General features: G+C 42.9%; 15 protein-coding genes. 6 read left to right on the top strand and 9 right to left on the bottom strand.

All coding sequences use genetic code 11. The features are described 5' to 3' along the window. Both F8S12_RS10295 and F8S12_RS10290 read right to left on the bottom strand, forming a co-directional pair. Positions 1-1678 (bottom strand): molybdopterin-dependent oxidoreductase (locus F8S12_RS10295; RefSeq protein ID WP_196516203.1); only part of this gene is annotated, 1678 nt, incomplete at its 3' end. A gap of 128 nt (positions 1679-1806) precedes the next feature. Then, entirely contained in the window at positions 1807-3309 is a 1503-nt protein-coding gene (locus F8S12_RS10290; protein WP_196516202.1) for a NarK family nitrate/nitrite MFS transporter, read from the bottom strand. Between the two features lie 60 nt (positions 3310-3369). Between F8S12_RS10290 and F8S12_RS10285 the strand changes: the two genes are divergently transcribed. Next, positions 3370-3675, top strand: a complete 306-nt coding sequence (locus F8S12_RS10285; protein ID WP_196516201.1) for a hypothetical protein — start codon at positions 3370-3372, stop codon at positions 3673-3675. 94 nt (positions 3676-3769) lie between these two features. On the opposite strand, the gene F8S12_RS10280 is transcribed toward F8S12_RS10285, so the two are convergent. Then, positions 3770-5401, bottom strand: a complete 1632-nt coding sequence (locus F8S12_RS10280) for a ferredoxin--nitrite reductase (protein WP_196516200.1) — start codon at positions 5399-5401, stop codon at positions 3770-3772. A gap of 441 nt (positions 5402-5842) precedes the next feature. Between F8S12_RS10280 and F8S12_RS10275 the strand changes: the two genes are divergently transcribed. The 3 genes from F8S12_RS10275 (at position 5843) to F8S12_RS10265 (ending at position 8382) form a co-directional block, all read left to right on the top strand. After that, the gene (locus F8S12_RS10275; RefSeq protein ID WP_196516199.1) at positions 5843-6256 is read left to right on the top strand and encodes a QcrA and Rieske domain-containing protein; all 414 of its coding nucleotides are present in this window, start codon (positions 5843-5845) and stop codon (positions 6254-6256) included. Positions 6257-6288: 32 nt separating this feature from the next. Then, on the top strand, positions 6289-7653 hold the full coding sequence (locus F8S12_RS10270) for a HEAT repeat domain-containing protein (RefSeq protein WP_196516204.1): 1365 nt from the start codon (positions 6289-6291) through the stop codon (positions 7651-7653). 102 nt (positions 7654-7755) lie between these two features. After that, entirely contained in the window at positions 7756-8382 is a 627-nt protein-coding gene (locus F8S12_RS10265; RefSeq protein WP_196516198.1) for a hypothetical protein, read from the top strand. Positions 8383-8645: 263 nt separating this feature from the next. On the opposite strand, the gene F8S12_RS10260 is transcribed toward F8S12_RS10265, so the two are convergent. The 4 genes from F8S12_RS10260 to F8S12_RS41605 all read right to left on the bottom strand — a co-directional run bounded on the left by F8S12_RS10260 (position 8646) and on the right by F8S12_RS41605 (position 11156). Further along, entirely contained in the window at positions 8646-10031 is a 1386-nt protein-coding gene (locus tag F8S12_RS10260) for an ABC transporter substrate-binding protein (protein WP_196516197.1), read from the bottom strand. A 78-nt stretch (positions 10032-10109) separates the two neighbouring features. Next, on the bottom strand, positions 10110-10520 hold the full coding sequence (locus F8S12_RS10255; protein WP_196516196.1) for a hypothetical protein: 411 nt from the start codon (positions 10518-10520) through the stop codon (positions 10110-10112). 29 nt (positions 10521-10549) lie between these two features. After that, positions 10550-11053, bottom strand: coding sequence for a hypothetical protein (locus tag F8S12_RS10250; RefSeq protein ID WP_196516195.1), 504 nt, complete (start codon positions 11051-11053; stop codon positions 10550-10552). Further along, on the bottom strand, positions 11028-11156 hold the full coding sequence (locus F8S12_RS41605; protein WP_269144796.1) for a hypothetical protein: 129 nt from the start codon (positions 11154-11156) through the stop codon (positions 11028-11030). Before F8S12_RS41605 ends, F8S12_RS10250 begins: the two co-directional genes overlap by 26 nt. A gap of 326 nt (positions 11157-11482) precedes the next feature. Here F8S12_RS41605 and F8S12_RS10245 point away from each other — a divergent pair, with 326 nt between their 5' ends. Next, positions 11483-12430 carry a LysR family transcriptional regulator gene (locus F8S12_RS10245; protein WP_196516194.1) on the top strand — a complete coding sequence of 316 codons (948 nt, stop codon included), beginning with the start codon at positions 11483-11485 and terminating at the stop codon, positions 12428-12430. 127 nt (positions 12431-12557) lie between these two features. Next, positions 12558-13631: an anthranilate phosphoribosyltransferase family protein gene (locus F8S12_RS10240; RefSeq protein WP_196516193.1), complete on the top strand. Its 1074-nt coding sequence runs from the start codon at positions 12558-12560 to the stop codon at positions 13629-13631. A gap of 135 nt (positions 13632-13766) precedes the next feature. On the opposite strand, the gene F8S12_RS10235 is transcribed toward F8S12_RS10240, so the two are convergent. Together F8S12_RS10235 and F8S12_RS10230 are read right to left on the bottom strand one after the other, a co-directional pair. After that, a complete protein-coding gene (locus F8S12_RS10235; protein ID WP_196516192.1) occupies positions 13767-15185 on the bottom strand; it encodes an LCP family protein in 1419 nt (472 codons plus the stop codon). Positions 15186-15471: 286 nt separating this feature from the next. After that, positions 15472-15813 carry a hypothetical protein gene (locus F8S12_RS10230; RefSeq protein ID WP_196516191.1) on the bottom strand — a complete coding sequence of 114 codons (342 nt, stop codon included), beginning with the start codon at positions 15811-15813 and terminating at the stop codon, positions 15472-15474. Between the last annotated feature and the right edge of the window lie 113 nt (positions 15814-15926).

Here is a 15926-nt window from a genome sequence, read left to right as displayed (position 1 = left end):
CCACTCCCCATTCCCCACTCCCCTCTTCAGGATGAGGCCATTGAGTCGCGCCTTCTGCTTGTAATTGCGCGTGGCTGATACCTGTCATATCGCAGGGGCGAGTTTTTGTTAGTTTGACAAATTCAGCATAAACTTCAGCCGAGTTAGCAAAGGCAAATTCTTTCTCAAAACCTAATCTGCGTCCGACTTCGGCAAAAATTTCCCAATCTGCTTTAGCTTCTCTTGGCGGTTGGCGGAATGCTTGACATAAAGTTACCACTCGTTCGGAGTTTGTCATCACACCAGTTTTTTCACCCCATTGGGCGGCTGGTAGCAAAACGTGAGCGTAAGCAGAGGTTTCTGTAGGATAATAAGCATCTTGGTAAATGGTAAAAGGCGATCGCAATAACGCCTTTTTAGTCCGCTCCAAATCTGGCATACTTACAGCTGGATTGGTAGCTGCAATCCATAGTAACTCTACAGCGCCATTTTCTAGCCCAGTAATCATGTCCCAAGCAGTCAAACCGGGATTGGGCGAAATCTGTCCTGGCTTGAGTCCCCAAAACTCCTCAACTTCTGCGCGGTGCTGAGGATTTTTGATCACCCGATAACCTGGTAATAAATGCGCCAAACCTCCGGCTTCCCGTCCTCCCATCGCGTTCGGCTGACCAGTGAGCGAGAAAGGGCCAGCCCCAGGCTTGCCAATCTGTCCAGTCATCAGGTGCAGGTTAATGATGGTTCTGACCTTAGCCGTCCCTTCTGACGATTGATTTACACCCATTGACCACAAAGACAGTACCCGCTCAGATTTACCCCAATAGCGAGCTGCTGTTTCTAAATCTTCAATGCTGATTCCACATTGGCGAGCCACCACTTCTGGCGGATAGTGGCGAATCACCTCAGCATAAGCGGGAAAGTTGCTTGTGCAGTCGTCCATGAACATGGTATCAATATAGTTCCAGCGCATCAACAAGTGGGCGATGCCGTTTAACAAATCGATATCTGTACCGGGACGAATGGCTAAATGCAAGTCAGCTGCTTCTGCGGTTGGTGTGCGACGGGGATCAACCACAATCATTTTCACCTTGCGGTTCTTTTTGTGATATTTTTCTAGTCGGTTAAAAACGATGGGGTGACATTCGGCTGTATTAGTGCCAATTAAAAACGCACAGTCAGTTAACTCCAAGTCATCGTAACAGCAGGGTGGCCCATCTGAGCCAAAGCTTTGAATGTAGCCAGACACAGCACTGGACATACATAAGCGAGAGTTGGCATCAAAATTATTAGTACCCAGACAGCCTTTCATGAGTTTCTGGGCTATGTAATAGTCTTCGGTTTGAAACTGACCGGAACCATACATACATAGAGCTTCTGGCCCTTGGGTGAAACGCACAGTTTGAATGCGCTTGGTGATGAGATCAAAAGCTTCATCCCAACTAACGCGCCGAAACTCTTGATCCAAAGAGTCTCGCACCATTGGGTAATGTAATCTATTTTTATCTAAAGATTCTGCGATCGTTGCGCCTTTGACGCAAAGCATTCCTTGACTGGATGGATGGGCTTTGTCGCCCCGGACTCGCCAATTTGGATTTCCTTGGCTATCTCGATTAGTTGCTTTGCCTTGTTGGGCTGGGGGTGAAACTTCTAGTCCACAACCAACACCACAGTAGGGACAGAGGGTTTTGGTAAATTCAGTCATGGTGTTTGATAAAGAATTTCACGCAGAGAAGAGGATGAATGTCTCGCGCAAAGGCGCAAAGACGCAAAGGTAAGAGTTTTAAACGTTCAGCGCCTCTGCGTGGTAAAAATCCATATTTCCTACTTCGATTATTCTTCAGTTAAGAAGACAGGGTTTTTAGTTGCGGTTTCTGATAACTCCCCTTCATAAGCAGCAGCAAAGGAATCTTTTGGTTCTTTGAGGAAGAAGGCACACATAAAAGCGCAGACTAAAGCAGCTATACCCATTGTGGTAAATAGTGTAGGTGCGTCGGTTAAGCTAAAAATTGTCAGGTAAACTACGGCGCCAAAATTACCGTAAGCTCCGACATTACCGGCAATTTGTCCAGTGGCTTCTTTCTTAATTAGGGGTACGATGCTGTAGGTTGCACCGCAGCCAGCTTGGGCAAAGTAAGCGGCAAACATTGTCACTGCGATCGCTAGCGGAATCGGCCAGTTACTATTAATAAAATGTGCCATCAAATAACCAACACCAATGCCCGCACTGAGAATTGTCATTGTCCATTTACGTGAGCCGAATTTATCAGAGATTAAGCCACCACTAGGACGAGAAACCAAATTTAAGAAGGGATAGGTAGCGGCAATCATTCCAGCTACAACGTGTTCTAAAGCAAAGGTTTTTTCAAAAAATGCCGGCAGCATAGAAACAACTGCTAATTCACTACCAAAGTTAGTTATGTAAGTGAATTCGAGTAAAGCTACTTGACCAAATTGGAAGCGTTCAGATGGGGCATAAGTTTTTTTGCCAATTAGAAGTTCTCGGTTTACTTCCCAAGCTTTGTAACTTTGGTAAGCAAATAATCCTGCTAATAGCAACCAAGTCAAATACATTTGGTTCAGAGTCAGGAAGTGAATATTCTTTTGTTCCAAACGCCAAGCTAATAAACCCAAGGCGAAAATCAAACCAAAATTTGAGATAATCATCGCCCAGAAGCTTTTAATACTGGTCACTTCCAGAGAACCATTTTTCTTAGGTTTCTTGTAGACTTTCCCTGTGGGTGTATCTTGAACGCTGTTGTAATAAATTACGCCGTAGATGGCTGCAATAATCCCTGTAAGTGCGATCGCAAAACGCCAATTAGAACCACCACCAGCGAAAAAGCTCGTAGAAACTGCAAGTATCGGCAAGGCAAACTCTGCGCCAAAAGCTCCAAAGTTGCCCCAACCGCCATAAATACCTTGAGCAATACCCATTTCCTTCGGGTGAAACCATTCGGATACCATGCGGATACCGACAACAAACCCAGAGCCGACAATTCCCATCAGCAAACGACTGATGACTAATTGATTAAAATCTTGCGCTAGCGCCGTCGCTAAACAAGGAACAACCGCAAACATTAGCAAGATTGAGTAGGTAATTTTGGGGCCAAAACGATCCAGAAGCATCCCAATAATTAGGCGTGCGGGAATTGTGAGAGCGAGGTTACAGATGCCCAACGTTTTGATTTGCTCAGGCGCTAAATCCAACTCTTTGCCAATGGTTGTAGCGAAGGGAGCGAAGTTAAACCAACAAACAAAGGTGAGAAAGAAGGCGAACCAAGTTTGATGTAAGATGCGGTAGCGATCGCTGAATGAAAATAATTTTTTAAGCATTCTAATCTTTCTAATTGAATAAAAAACGGAGTTGAGGCTTTTAACTCGGAGATTGAGCCTTTGAACTCGGACGTTGAGGCTTTGAACTCGGACGTTGAGGCTTTGAACTCGGACGTTGCACCTTTTAACTCGGACGTTGAGGCTTTTAACTCGGACGTTGAGGCTTTGAACTCGGACGTTGAGGCTTTGAACTCGGACGTTGAGGCTTTGAACTCGGAAGTTGCACCTTTGAACTCGGAGATTGAGGCTTTTAACTCGGACGTTGAGGCTTTGAACTCGGAAGTTGCACCTTTTAACTCGGACGTTGAGGCTCTGAACTTGGACGTTGAGGCTCTGAACTCGGAAGATCCCCCCAACCCCCCTTAAAAAGGGGGGCTAATATCTCTTCACCCCCTTTTTAAGGGGGTCGCCACAGGCGGGGGGATCTTTCCGAACGGTATTGCAATACCCCCGATAAGTGCTAGAAGTTACTAACTACTAAGGCTTCTTCCTTAAGTTTTGCCCCAAAGTTTTTGATTAGTAAATCTTGCAATACTGGCTGCAAGTCTTCGCAGGGGATGCCTTTGATGACGCAAGTTCCTAAATGGGCATCTTTGCCAACTTTGCCACCCATATATATGTCAACGCCTTCTAAGGTTTTGCCATTTTTACGAATTTTAGTTCCCATCAAGCCGATGTCTGCAACTTGGGGCTGTGCACAGGAGTTGGGGCAACCTGTCCAGTGAATTCGCACCGGATTGGTGAAGGTTAAGTCTTCTTCTAAGGCTTTAATCATTGCCAGGGCGCGGTTTTTGGTTTCGATGAGGGCAAAGTTGCAAAATTGTGCGCCTGTGCAGGATACTAGCGATCGCGTCAGTAAACCAGGATCAATGGAAAACCTTTCTAGCAAAGGCTCTGATAAAAATGTTGCTAAACGCGAGTCAGAAATGTTGGGGATGACGATGTTTTGCTCAACTGTAAAACGGATTTCGCCACTGCCGTAAACTTCCGCTATCCGAGCAATTTCAAACATATCTTCGGCATATAGCCGCCCGACGGGGATGTTCAAGCCTACGTAGTTTAATCCTGGTTGTTTTTGTTTATAAAGCCCGATGTGATCGCGTTTTTCCCAGTCCATTTCGTCTTTAGCTGCTGCGGGTAACAATGATTTACCCAAACGGGTTTCTACTTCTGCTCGAAACTTTTCTACACCCCATTCATCAATTAGCCACATCAAGCGCGATTTTTGCCGATTAGCACGCGGGCCATGATCACGAAAGACTTCCAAAACCGCTCTACATACAGCTACCACATCTTCTGGAGCCACCCAAGCATTTAGAGGAATTGCCGCTTCACAACGTTTAGCGGAGAAAAAGCCACCAACGAGAACGTTAAATCCAAAAACTTTTTGGGGAGTAGGGAGTAGGGAGTAGGGAGTAGGGGATTGTTCACCACTCCCCACTCCCCATTCCCCACTCCCTTCCTTAAATGCTGGAACAAAAGCTAAATCATTGATTTCGGCGTGAACTGAATTGTCTCTTCCGCCAGCGATCGCAATGTTAAACTTCCGTGGTAAGTTGCTAAACTCTGGGTTCCCTTCTCCTTTGTTGGTGAGCATATCTTGAATTTGCTGTATCAACTCTCGTGTGTCGTACAACTCATCTGCATCTAACCCCGCCACGGGATCGCCTGTGATATTGCGAACGTTATCCATCCCTGACTGAATGCTGGTTAAACCAACTGCGTGAAATCTATTAAAGATATCTGGTAAATCTTCAATCCTGATCCCACGTAATTGAATATTCTGTCTCGTAGTAATATCAGCGCAGCCTTCATCTCCGTAACGCTGCACTACTTGGGCTAATACACACATCTGACTGCTGGTGAGAATACCGTTTGGCATCCGCAACCGCATCATAAACTTGCCTGGGGTAACTGGGCGAAAAAATACACCCATCCACTTAAGTCGATGTTCCCGGTCTATTTCGTCCATTGCTTCCCACCCGAGGGCAGCAAATTTCTCTATCTCGCTCTTGATGGCGAGTCCATCTTTTTCTGCTTTGAATTTCTCGAACTTATTCAGGCTGGCGGTGGTAGTTGCTGTGTCTGTCATGAAGCTGACTCTCGTTGCAAATTACTGAAATGTGGTGATAATTGGCCAATATCAATCGACCCGTAGTTACATCAGGTGTTATGTCTACGAGGGTTAGTGAATAAAAACTTAATATTTGCTTAAGGCTGATTATTTTTACTTAAGAGCATTCCAAGGCGAAACTCCAAATCCGTGGTTAGTTAAGAAAAACTTGTCATCATTTACATCTTGGGAATTTGTCAAGCAGGTTTAGATACTGTTCATGTAACGATTTCAATACTCATAACTTAAAGTGAAATTTCTGTTAAAATCGTATAAATTGTTACGGTTTTTGAGCAAAATCGCTGAAAATGCATGAAAATTATGCGTTTTTTGCATTAAAGTCATAAATAAGCGACGCAAAGGCTTGATAAAGGTATTTGAGATAACTTGTGTTAGCTAAAACTTAGATATTCAGCAGCTATGAAACGTCGTGATTTTATTAATTGGGTAGGCTTGGGTTTGATAGCGAGTTCTCTACCTGTAGCGATCGCAGCCTGTTCTTCTGGGACAACTTCAACATCTGGAGATTGGCAAACAGTGGGCACTTCGGCAGAATTAGATAAAACAGGTCAATTGCTGGCAAAAGATTCGCCCGTCGGGTCTGTGTTGGTAGTCGGCACATCTAAAGGCGAAAATCTAACTGCTGTTGACCCTACCTGTACTCACGCAGGTTGCACCGTAGCGTGGGAACCTCCAACAAAAACGTTCTTATGTCCCTGTCATGGTTCAGAATACGGGGTTGATGGCAAGGTGCAAAAAGGCCCAGCGACAACTCCGCTCAAAACTTACGCTGCTAAAATTGAAGGTACTTCTGTTGTAGTCAAGCCAACGTAGTGGAGGCAAAAGATTGATAATTAAAGCAGGATATTGTGAATAACATCAACCAGCTTTTGATGCAAGTCCAGGCAGCACACGATGCAGCTGATTGGTCATCGCTAATTCAATATTTACAACAATTAATCTTAGGGGTAGACTCTGAACATCCAGAGATAGTTAAAAATCGAGAATATCTACTGACATTAGCACTTTCAATGTTAGAGATAGGGGATTTTCAACAACGCTGGGAAATAACCAAGGTGTTAACTCACTTGGGAAATATTGCCATTCCACCACTCATTGACATCTTGAAAGATGAAGACGCAGAAGAAGAATTGCGTTGGTATGCAGCACGAATTTTGAGCGAATTTCAGCACCCAGATGCAATTTTGCCAATGGTGGAATTGTTGAAAACCGATGAGGATGAAGAACTCAAAGCGATCGCAGCTACAGCACTGGGGCAAATGGGTACTGTTGCCATCGCTGCACTCTCTGAACTTCTATTAGATGAAGATACACGACTTTCAGCAGTGCGATCGCTCTCTTGTATTCGGCAACCAAAAACCATTGCACCACTGTTGAGTGTAGTCCAAGATCCACAAGCAGCGATCCGCGCCGCCGCAATTGAAGCCCTCAGCAGCTTTCATGACGAACGTGTACCGCCAGTATTGTTAAACGCTTTGGATGATGTAGCTGCCACAGTCAGGCGTGCAGCAGTCCTTGGTTTAAGTTTTCGCCCTGACTTACGCGAAACATTAGATTTGGTGACAAGACTGCAACCCAGGCTTTACGACTTCAACCTTGAAGTTTGTTGTGTAGCCGCAGTTTCCCTTTCTCGGATGGGTTCTGATGACGCTGCCCAGCAATTATTTCAGGTGCTAATATCACCTAATACACCCCTACCACTGCAATTAGAAACCATCCGCGCTTTAAGTTGGGTGGGGACATTATCTAGTTTGGAATATTTGCAAACAGCATTTAACCAAATCACATCCGAGATACTTTGGCAAGAAATTGTGACAGTTCTGGGACGAGTGCAAAAGCCGGAGTTAACTACACCAGCCGCAGAAATTTTACTGCAAATACTGCGATGCCTTCTCTACGAGACGCTACGCGAACGGCCAGCTTCTCTACGAGACGCTCCGCGAACGCTAACGCAACATCCAGCCACAGAGATTGTTAACATCAAAAGTGCGATCGCTTTGTCTTTAGGGCAGTTAGGTAAAATGCAAGCTATTGAACCATTGATTTCACTGCTAGCCGATTCTAATGCATCGGTGAGACTACACGCGATCGCGGCACTGAAAAATTTAGACGCTGAAGCTACATATCAACAATTGCAGCAGTTAGCAAATAACGCCACACTCACACCAGATTTGCAACAAGGAATAGCGATCGCTTTAGCCGAATGGTAACTTTCGCATACTTGTATCCAATTATTAGCGGTTAAACGGTTAATTCATCGTAAGTAAGCCACAATCAGAATAAGAATTAATAATGCGGGATTATAGTGAATTATGGCAAAACCTAAAATCCTTCAAGAAGACCGCGAATATACCTTTCGCTCGTATTTTGAAATGACTTATGAGCCAGAAGAAATCTTAGCAGAGCTTGGTTATGCTTTGGTACGGTCAAGGTTATCGCTACCAAAAACACAAAAGCCTTTAGACAGATTAGAAGAATTAAGAGACCGTATTGAACGGACGCTTCCACGGGTTAGTTTGACAAGTGAAACAGCACGTCGAGAAACTTTGGTGGCACCAATTTTATTAGAAGTTGCTACATATTATTGTGACTGTCAGCTACGAATTGAGTACCCACTGGCGGTAAGTAAGTGGCTCAAAGGAAATCTAGATTATCTTCTTCGTGCAGATCAGAACCTTTTAGTAGTGGAAGCAAAAAATGATGATATTACCAGAGCATTTACGCAACTAGCCACTCAATTAATTGCTTTATCTCAAATTGAAGAACAGCCTTTTCAGTATGGAGCCGTTACGATTGGTGATGTCTGGAGATTTGGAAGACTTGATGTTAAAGCCCAACAAATTATAGAAGATATCAAAATTTATTCATTACCCGATGATTTAGAAGCTTTAATGAAGATTTTAGTCGGAATTGTTGAGCGAAACTCTAGCAGTTTGTAAAAACTAACAGATACTTATAAGGAATAGCGATCGCTTTGGCTGAGTGGTAAATTCTAGTACTAGCCATTTCAAGGTGACTCGTAAAATAAGATTGTCCCTAATTTCAGTGATTGCTAATTTCTGCGATCGCTTGTGCAATTACGGTATCGAATCAATACGCTTGGATTAAGGATTTTTGGTATTGATTTTAGGTATGTAGAGACGTTGCAATGCAACGTTGCATTTGGGGCTTAACCCAAGCGTATTGGGTATCAAATTCATAGCTACCGTAAAAGTACAAAATCATATCCTGTGCCAGACTTAGACGGATTTTTAGGTTCAATTTTGACTAATAATGATTTTCCTTCGCGATCGCCATCAGGTTTAAATTTAATTGTTCCTGTGGCTCCCGAAGCGACAAAATTGGGATCAGATAGAGCTTGTTGCAAACCTTCTCTGGTATCGTGCTTTCTCAAGCCAGTAATAATTGCTTGGAGAGCATCATAAGAGGCAGCAGTCTGCCAATTTACTCTGCCCCAAAGTCTATTAGCATTCTCACTAAAGGGATTGTTCGGAAAAGCATCTGGATGCCAAAACGCAGTTAATACCATTCCTCTGACATTTCCTTTACCCTGCTGTAAAGTTCTAAAAGTATAAAGCGTTGGATGTCCAAATAAAGCTAAGTTGCCTTTATTTGCCTCTGCTACTTCAAAAGCACGGTTAATCTTATTCAATTTTGGAATTAATAGTAAACCCTCTGCACCAGCACTGATGGCTTGACTGACAACAGTAGGGTCAGGAATTTTTAAGTTACCAAAATCACAATTTGTAATGACTTGCCCTCTAGCATTGGTGATAGACTCAGCGTAGGTTTTTTTCGTTGTATCACTTGTTATCGAGGCTGTAGAATCTGCACAAATAGTAATTGTTTTCAGTTGAGCAGTTGTGACAATATAGTTAGCAAGAACGTCGCTTTCCACACCTTGATTAGGAACAATGCGAAATATATATTTACCAATTTCTGGTAACTGTTGTGATAGCTGTACAGTATTGTTAGTTGAGACCATCACCAACTTATCTTTATAAATTTTTGCAGCTTGTACTGATACTTCATTACGGCTATGTCCTATTATTGCCAAAATACTAGAGTCCTTTACAAATTCAGCAGCTAAATCTTGAGCAATCTCTATGACAGCATCATCATTAGCAATCAAAATCTGTAGTGGTTGTCCATTAATTCCATTACTTCTATTTACCTCATCTTGAGCCTGAGCTACTCCTCGTAGCATTTCTTCTGCTATGTCTACATTGCCACCAATTGGTACGCTAATAACAATTTTAAAGGCCTTCGATTTACCAATTTGGGCGTTATTCTTATAAATTAATGCTTCTGGGTCATTTTTCTTTTTCAAGGATGATTGGAATTTTTTGACAGCAGTAATGAAATCTCCAGAAGCAAACGCTTTTACTCCTGCTTCTTTATCGAGGGTTGTGTTTTTCGTCACCAATATTCTCTCTCCTAAACTCATCCTTGCTTGTAAATTCAGACTTATTGGACTAGGGGATATTGGTGATATATCTGGTGTCGGAGTGGGAGTAGGAGGAGTAGGTTTAATAACTATAGGAGGTTTAGTTAATTCATTTAATAATAAAAAAATTAATCCTGTCACAAATATTGCAGAAAATAGTATAAATAATGATTTTCTAATTTTTAGAATATCTCCCATAAAAACCTTCAATTTACAAATTCAAAATCTAGACAGTAATTTGTAAAATAACTGAAAAAAAGCTATTTTAATAACAACAAATAATCCACCGAGAAGAACCAGCAAAAATACAACTAATATTCCTGATAATCCCATTTTAAAAGGGTTAGAAATTTGTAAACTTTTGAAGACAAAACTGGTGAATAAACTGGAAAATAAAGCAGTACTAAATAAATAAACTTTTTCCCAAATTGAGTGAGATTGAGCAAATATTAACACCCCCGAAATTAACAATAACACCCATAATCCAGACAGAATCCAATAGGGTTCTGCTATAAAACTGAGCAGTATAATAGCTAAAAGCGAACTGCTAGCACCCGCAATTACTGAGCTTATGAGTATTCTTGTATTACCAAAAAAGTAGCCTTTATCCTCTCCTGTTAATTCGGACAAGCCCCGACGCTGTTCTGCACCGGGGCTAATTACTTTTTTTCTAGCGCTTTCTTAAAGAGTCCTTTAAGTGGCAGAAACGCTCGTCTCAATGCGTTTTCTGTATCTAGTTCTACCTCATAAGACAAAATCCCAGGTAAAAGAGGCAGGGCTAATTTTGCCTTAGCTGTCGCAGGTGTCTCTGGTTCATTGAGCTTGTCTCGAATTTCTAGTAACAGTTGCATGAAGTCATCGGGATAGTGGACGCTTGATTTGTTTTCAATCCGTTTCACTTCTTGGACAACATGAACGATGGCATTACGCGCATCGAACTCTTCTATTGCACACGAATGTGCAACTTCTTGCGCTAGTAGCTGCCAATATTCTACTTCATACTTGCGAATCTGCGGAAGAATATCATATTGGATTTGCTGATTAATAGCAATTCTTGCACGCGCATCATAGGTTATAGCAAGGACTTGTTCCATACTGCCCAGATTTTCGTACCACAACTCTAAGTTCTTCTCTACATCAGCTAACCTTCTGCTTGAGGGCATTCTCACCTAACTCCTGTAAAATTGAATGACTGCGCTTGTTTAAAAAGTTAATCCCATGCTTATTGTAAAGTTGGGCTACTGGCACTCGCTCAAGTTTGGTCATGGTCTGCGCTCAGACTCGCAGAATGTTTGTGTTAAAGCATACACTTTTGCACTGATAATTAGCAATTGCATCTACCAGGATTCAGTTTAGCCCGGATTTCTCACAAGTAGTCTTATCTAAAAAATTCATACATAAAAGTAAATTCTTTTTTGGCGGTATTTTCCGAAAAAATCCGTGCAAATTGCATAATTGACGATAAAGGTGGTAAAAACTGACTTACTTAAAATGCCAATTTTAGTTAAAAACCTGTAACAAATTCTACCAAATTGCGATCAAAAATCCGTTAACTTAATGAAACCGATAAATGTAATTCAGGCTACATAAAAATGCGCTTAGAGCAGTTGCAAGCCTTTTTAGCGATCGCCCAAACCGGCAGCTTTCAACAAGCAGCGCGAACATGTGGTGTTACCCAATCAACGATTAGTCGCCAAATTCAGGCATTGGAAGCTGATTTGGGTGTAGAACTGTTTCACAGAACAAGTCACGCCAAATTGACGCTCTTAGGTGAATGTTTGCTACCCCGTGTCCGCAAAATTTGCCAAGAATGGCAGACAGCTACAGAAGAATTAGCCGATTTAATCGCCGGCAAGCAGCCAGAACTCTGCATTGCCGCAATTCATTCACTATGCGGATCTTATCTGCCCCCAGTGTTGCAAAAATTTTGTCATGATTATCCAAATGTACAATTGCGGGTGACTTCATTAGGAAGCGATCGCGCCCTGAAAGTCCTCAAAGATGGATTGGTAGATTTAGCAATTGTAATGAATAATCGCTTTTTAATCAGTGGTAGAGAAATGGTGGTAGAAGTACTTTATGATGAACCGATAGAAGTTCTAACCGCAGCCAATCATCCCCTAGCCCAATATGAATTTGTCCCTTGGTCGGAACTAATTCGTTATCCTCAAGTGGTTTTTAAAGATGGTTATGGAATGCAGCGCTTAATACAAGATAGATTTGACCGAATGGAAGCTACACTCCAGGCAGCTTTAGAGGTAAATACCCTAGATGCCTTCCGGGGAGTGGTACGCCAAGGAGAACTGATAGCTTTGCTTCCTCAATCAGCATTAGTAGAAGCTCGTCTTGACCCTACCCTAGCAATTCGTTCTTTAGCCAGCAATAATACTAGTGGTTTAGCAGATAGTTCCAGTTTGACTCGTCGGGTAGTTATGGTAACAACTCAAGACCGGCTCCAAATTCCCCCCATCAAGCACTTTTGGCAACTCGTGCGCGAAAATATCCCATTACAAATTAACCAGCAGCGATCGGCTTCTTAAGTGTCACTCGATTTTGGATTTTGGATTTTAGATTTTAGATTTTAGATTGACTGCATAGAATGCTCTTTCAAAGATTACTTTCTTCACTATTAACCCCTGCTTACAAGTGACAGTGGACAAAGGACAAATGAGCAATATATTTCGGGAATTCCTGCAAAAAGTAGGCAGCGGAAACCACACAGCCGAGAATTTAACTCGCGCCCAAGCAGCCACCGCTACTAAAATGATGCTGCTAGGTGAAGCTACACCAGCCCAAATTGGAGCGTTTTTAATTGCTCATCGAATCAAGCGTCCGACGGGGGAAGAGTTGGCGGGAATGTTGGATGCCTATGAGGAACTGGGGCCAAAACTGCAACCAATCCCCTCTGCACGATCAGCGATCGCTCTTGGCATACCTTATGATGGCAGAACACGCACAGCACCAATTAGTCCGGTAACAGCTTTAATACTCGCCGCAGTTGGACAACCAGTGGTGATGCACGGTGGCGATCGCCTACCAACTAAGTATGGATTACCCCTAATAGATATCTGGCAGGGTTTAGGAGTCGATTGGACTACCCTCCCACTCGCAAAAACCCAGCAAGTATTTGAGCAAACGGGAATTGGCTTTATTTATCTACCTCAGCATTTTCCCTTAACTAGCAGTATTTGGGAGTACCGCGACCAACTCGGCAAACGTCCGCCCTTGGCGACAATGGAGCTAATCTGGTGTCCTTATGCCAGCGATGCTCACGTAATTGCTGGGTTTGTTCATCCGCCGACAGAAGGGATGTTTCAGATAGCTTTGGGACTGCGAGGAGTCACAAAATTTACATTCGTGAAAGGATTGGAAGGTAGTTGCGACTTACCGCGCGATCGCACTGCGATTATTGGCTTATCTTCATCCGTAGCATCCCCAGAGATAGAAAGATTACTCCTCGTACCGCGTGATTACGGCTTTACTACTAAGAATGTACCCCTTGGAACTACTGAAGAACTGGTGGCGGATATTCAGGAGGTTTTGGCAGGTAAAGCAGGTGAACTAATGCAAACAGCCTTGTGGAATGGTGGATTTTACCTATGGCGCAGTGGTATTTGTCCAGATATGCCAGAAGCTTTAGCTAAAGCAGAGGAATTATTAACCAATGGTGTGGTAGCAGCTAAACTCCAACAACTAAGCCAGTTAGTAAATTCACAGTCAACAGCATCTGTGCCAGTCTAAACATCATTCGTAATTAATTATGAATTACGTTAGCAAGTATTGGTATCCCTACGGAGAAGCAAGCTACACGTAGAGACGCGATTCATCGCGTCTCTATCCAAGGATGTATTGGAATCATTAATTGAATTGGTATAATTATTTGGTCAGCGACTCTTCCAAAATAGATTTTTGTTGCAACCAATCCTGACCCACTTGGATGCTAATATCCGAGCCAATGTTGCCAGTACTTTCCACACGCACTTCTCCAAATCCCAAAGTGTTGCGAACTGATTCGGCACTGTCACCATCTCCTTGTTGGGCGACAATGTGAGTTACCTCTAGAGGTTCACCCCATGCCTTGGCCACATAAATGTTCCGATATCCAGATTTTTCCAAGGCTCTAATTAATGGTTGGAGGTTAGAGCGATCGCCACCTGTACTATCTTGAATTGCTACACGTAAAGAGCCTGGGTCAGCCATCGCCTGCTCCTCCTCTAATTCCAAACCAAAGTGTTGAGCCATCACTTTAGCAATACCATCTTTGTTGGGTAACCAATAGCTAGCATCATACTCACTCTTACCGCTAAAGCGACCTGGCAGCATTAACATTTGCATATTGGAGCGATTTGTTCGCACCCCAAAACCCATTAGCGCCACTAACTCCTCAACCGTCAAATTGGTGTCGATGTGGTCTTTAACTACATCAAGAACTTTAGGTAATTGAGCTACAGTAGCTGGGTTGAGTGTTTGATCCATCAAGGCGCGCATGACCATTTGCTGCCTCTGAATCCGACCAATATCTCCGAGTTCGTCACGGCGAAAGCGCAGTAATTGCAGTGTTTGATCACCGTTGAGATGCTGCTTACCTGCCTTCAAATTGATGTACAAATGCTGGGAATCATCTTGGTACTTCATATCTTTAGGGACATAAACTGTCACGCCCCCCAAAGCATCGATCAGCTTGCCAACTCCCAAAACGTTAATTCTGACATAGCGATCAATTCCCGCCCCACCCAAGAGATTACTGACAGTTTTGGCAGTCAAAGCTGGCCCACCTTCAACATTGGCGGAATTAATTTTTTTCACCCCATGCCCCTCTATTTCTGTACGGGTATCTCTGGGAATGGAGAGCATGACTATTTTTTTCGTCTCTGGATCAAATTTGACCAAGAGCATCACATCGGAAAGACCATCAAAGGAGTTAACTTGGGGGAGGTATCTCAGGTTTTTGGTTTCTTCGGGAGCATTTTGGACATCCGGCGGAAGTACGCTCATCCCCATAACCAAGAGATTCACCGGGCGAGTTAATTCTGAAAATCGTAGCACACCTCCAGAAATGCGATCGCTATCAAAGACTGCTTCATCCTTTGCACTTAGCTGGGCTTGTTGCAAAGGCGTACTGGTCAAAGACACCGCCAAAAGTGCTCCTGCTGTTGCTGACACCATTGCAATCCCACTCATACCCACCCAAAACCACAGCCAACGTCCTGATTTCGAGTTTTGGGAAATTTTGTTACTGGACTTTGAGGCTTTTCCCGACTGGTTTTCTTCCGCCGAACTTCTTTGAATGGTCACAGACTTCCTCACACTTACTCACTAATCAAATTCGGTAAATTTGCAGACTAAAAATATGGAAACAAATCAAGCCATAATAGCTAACTTTTAATTATCAGTGCTAACTTTTTTAAATTAGTGTTAACCACAACATTTATAGCAGCATTTTTTCTTGTTTTGGGCCAATCTGAAGATGTTTTATTGAAGTATGGCAATAATAAACTAGATTTGACTAGATATATGGATAAATCAACCGTAATTTTCTAGAAAATAAGTAAAAATACCGATAATTTATCATCCTAAAAAATTAAGATAAGTACTTACCGAACACTCGTTCTGCTAAAGTACTAAACCCTGGTAAACGCCCAGACTTGCCCTGTATCAAGCGCAAAATTAACCACACACTTACTAAAAAGTAACCCGATGTGAGAAAGCTATTGAGGATAAATAGACGTAGTGTAAAAAAGTCTGAAGTTGCTGCTGGGCTAGTTAATAATAGATATCCAAACATCCAAGTAAGTGCCAAAGTTATAGACAGACGACTAATAGCAAGTTGTTCCCTACTACCCTGACCCCGATAGAGAGTCCACAAGGATGGAAAAAAGCCGATGATCGGAATCAAATGTAAAAGCAACTGTGTTTTAGGCATTGGGCCTTGGGTACTTGTACTGAGTGTTGCCGTTGGCGCAGCCTCTCGTAGAGAAGTATTGGGTATTGGGCATTGGAAAGGAATTTTCCCCCTGCTCCCTGCTCCCTGCTCCC

It is taken from the genome of Nostoc sp. WHI, from assembly GCF_015714725.1.
Lineage (GTDB): Bacteria > Cyanobacteriota > Cyanobacteriia > Cyanobacteriales > Nostocaceae > Nostoc.
This window is presented reverse-complemented; position numbering and strand designations above follow the sequence as displayed.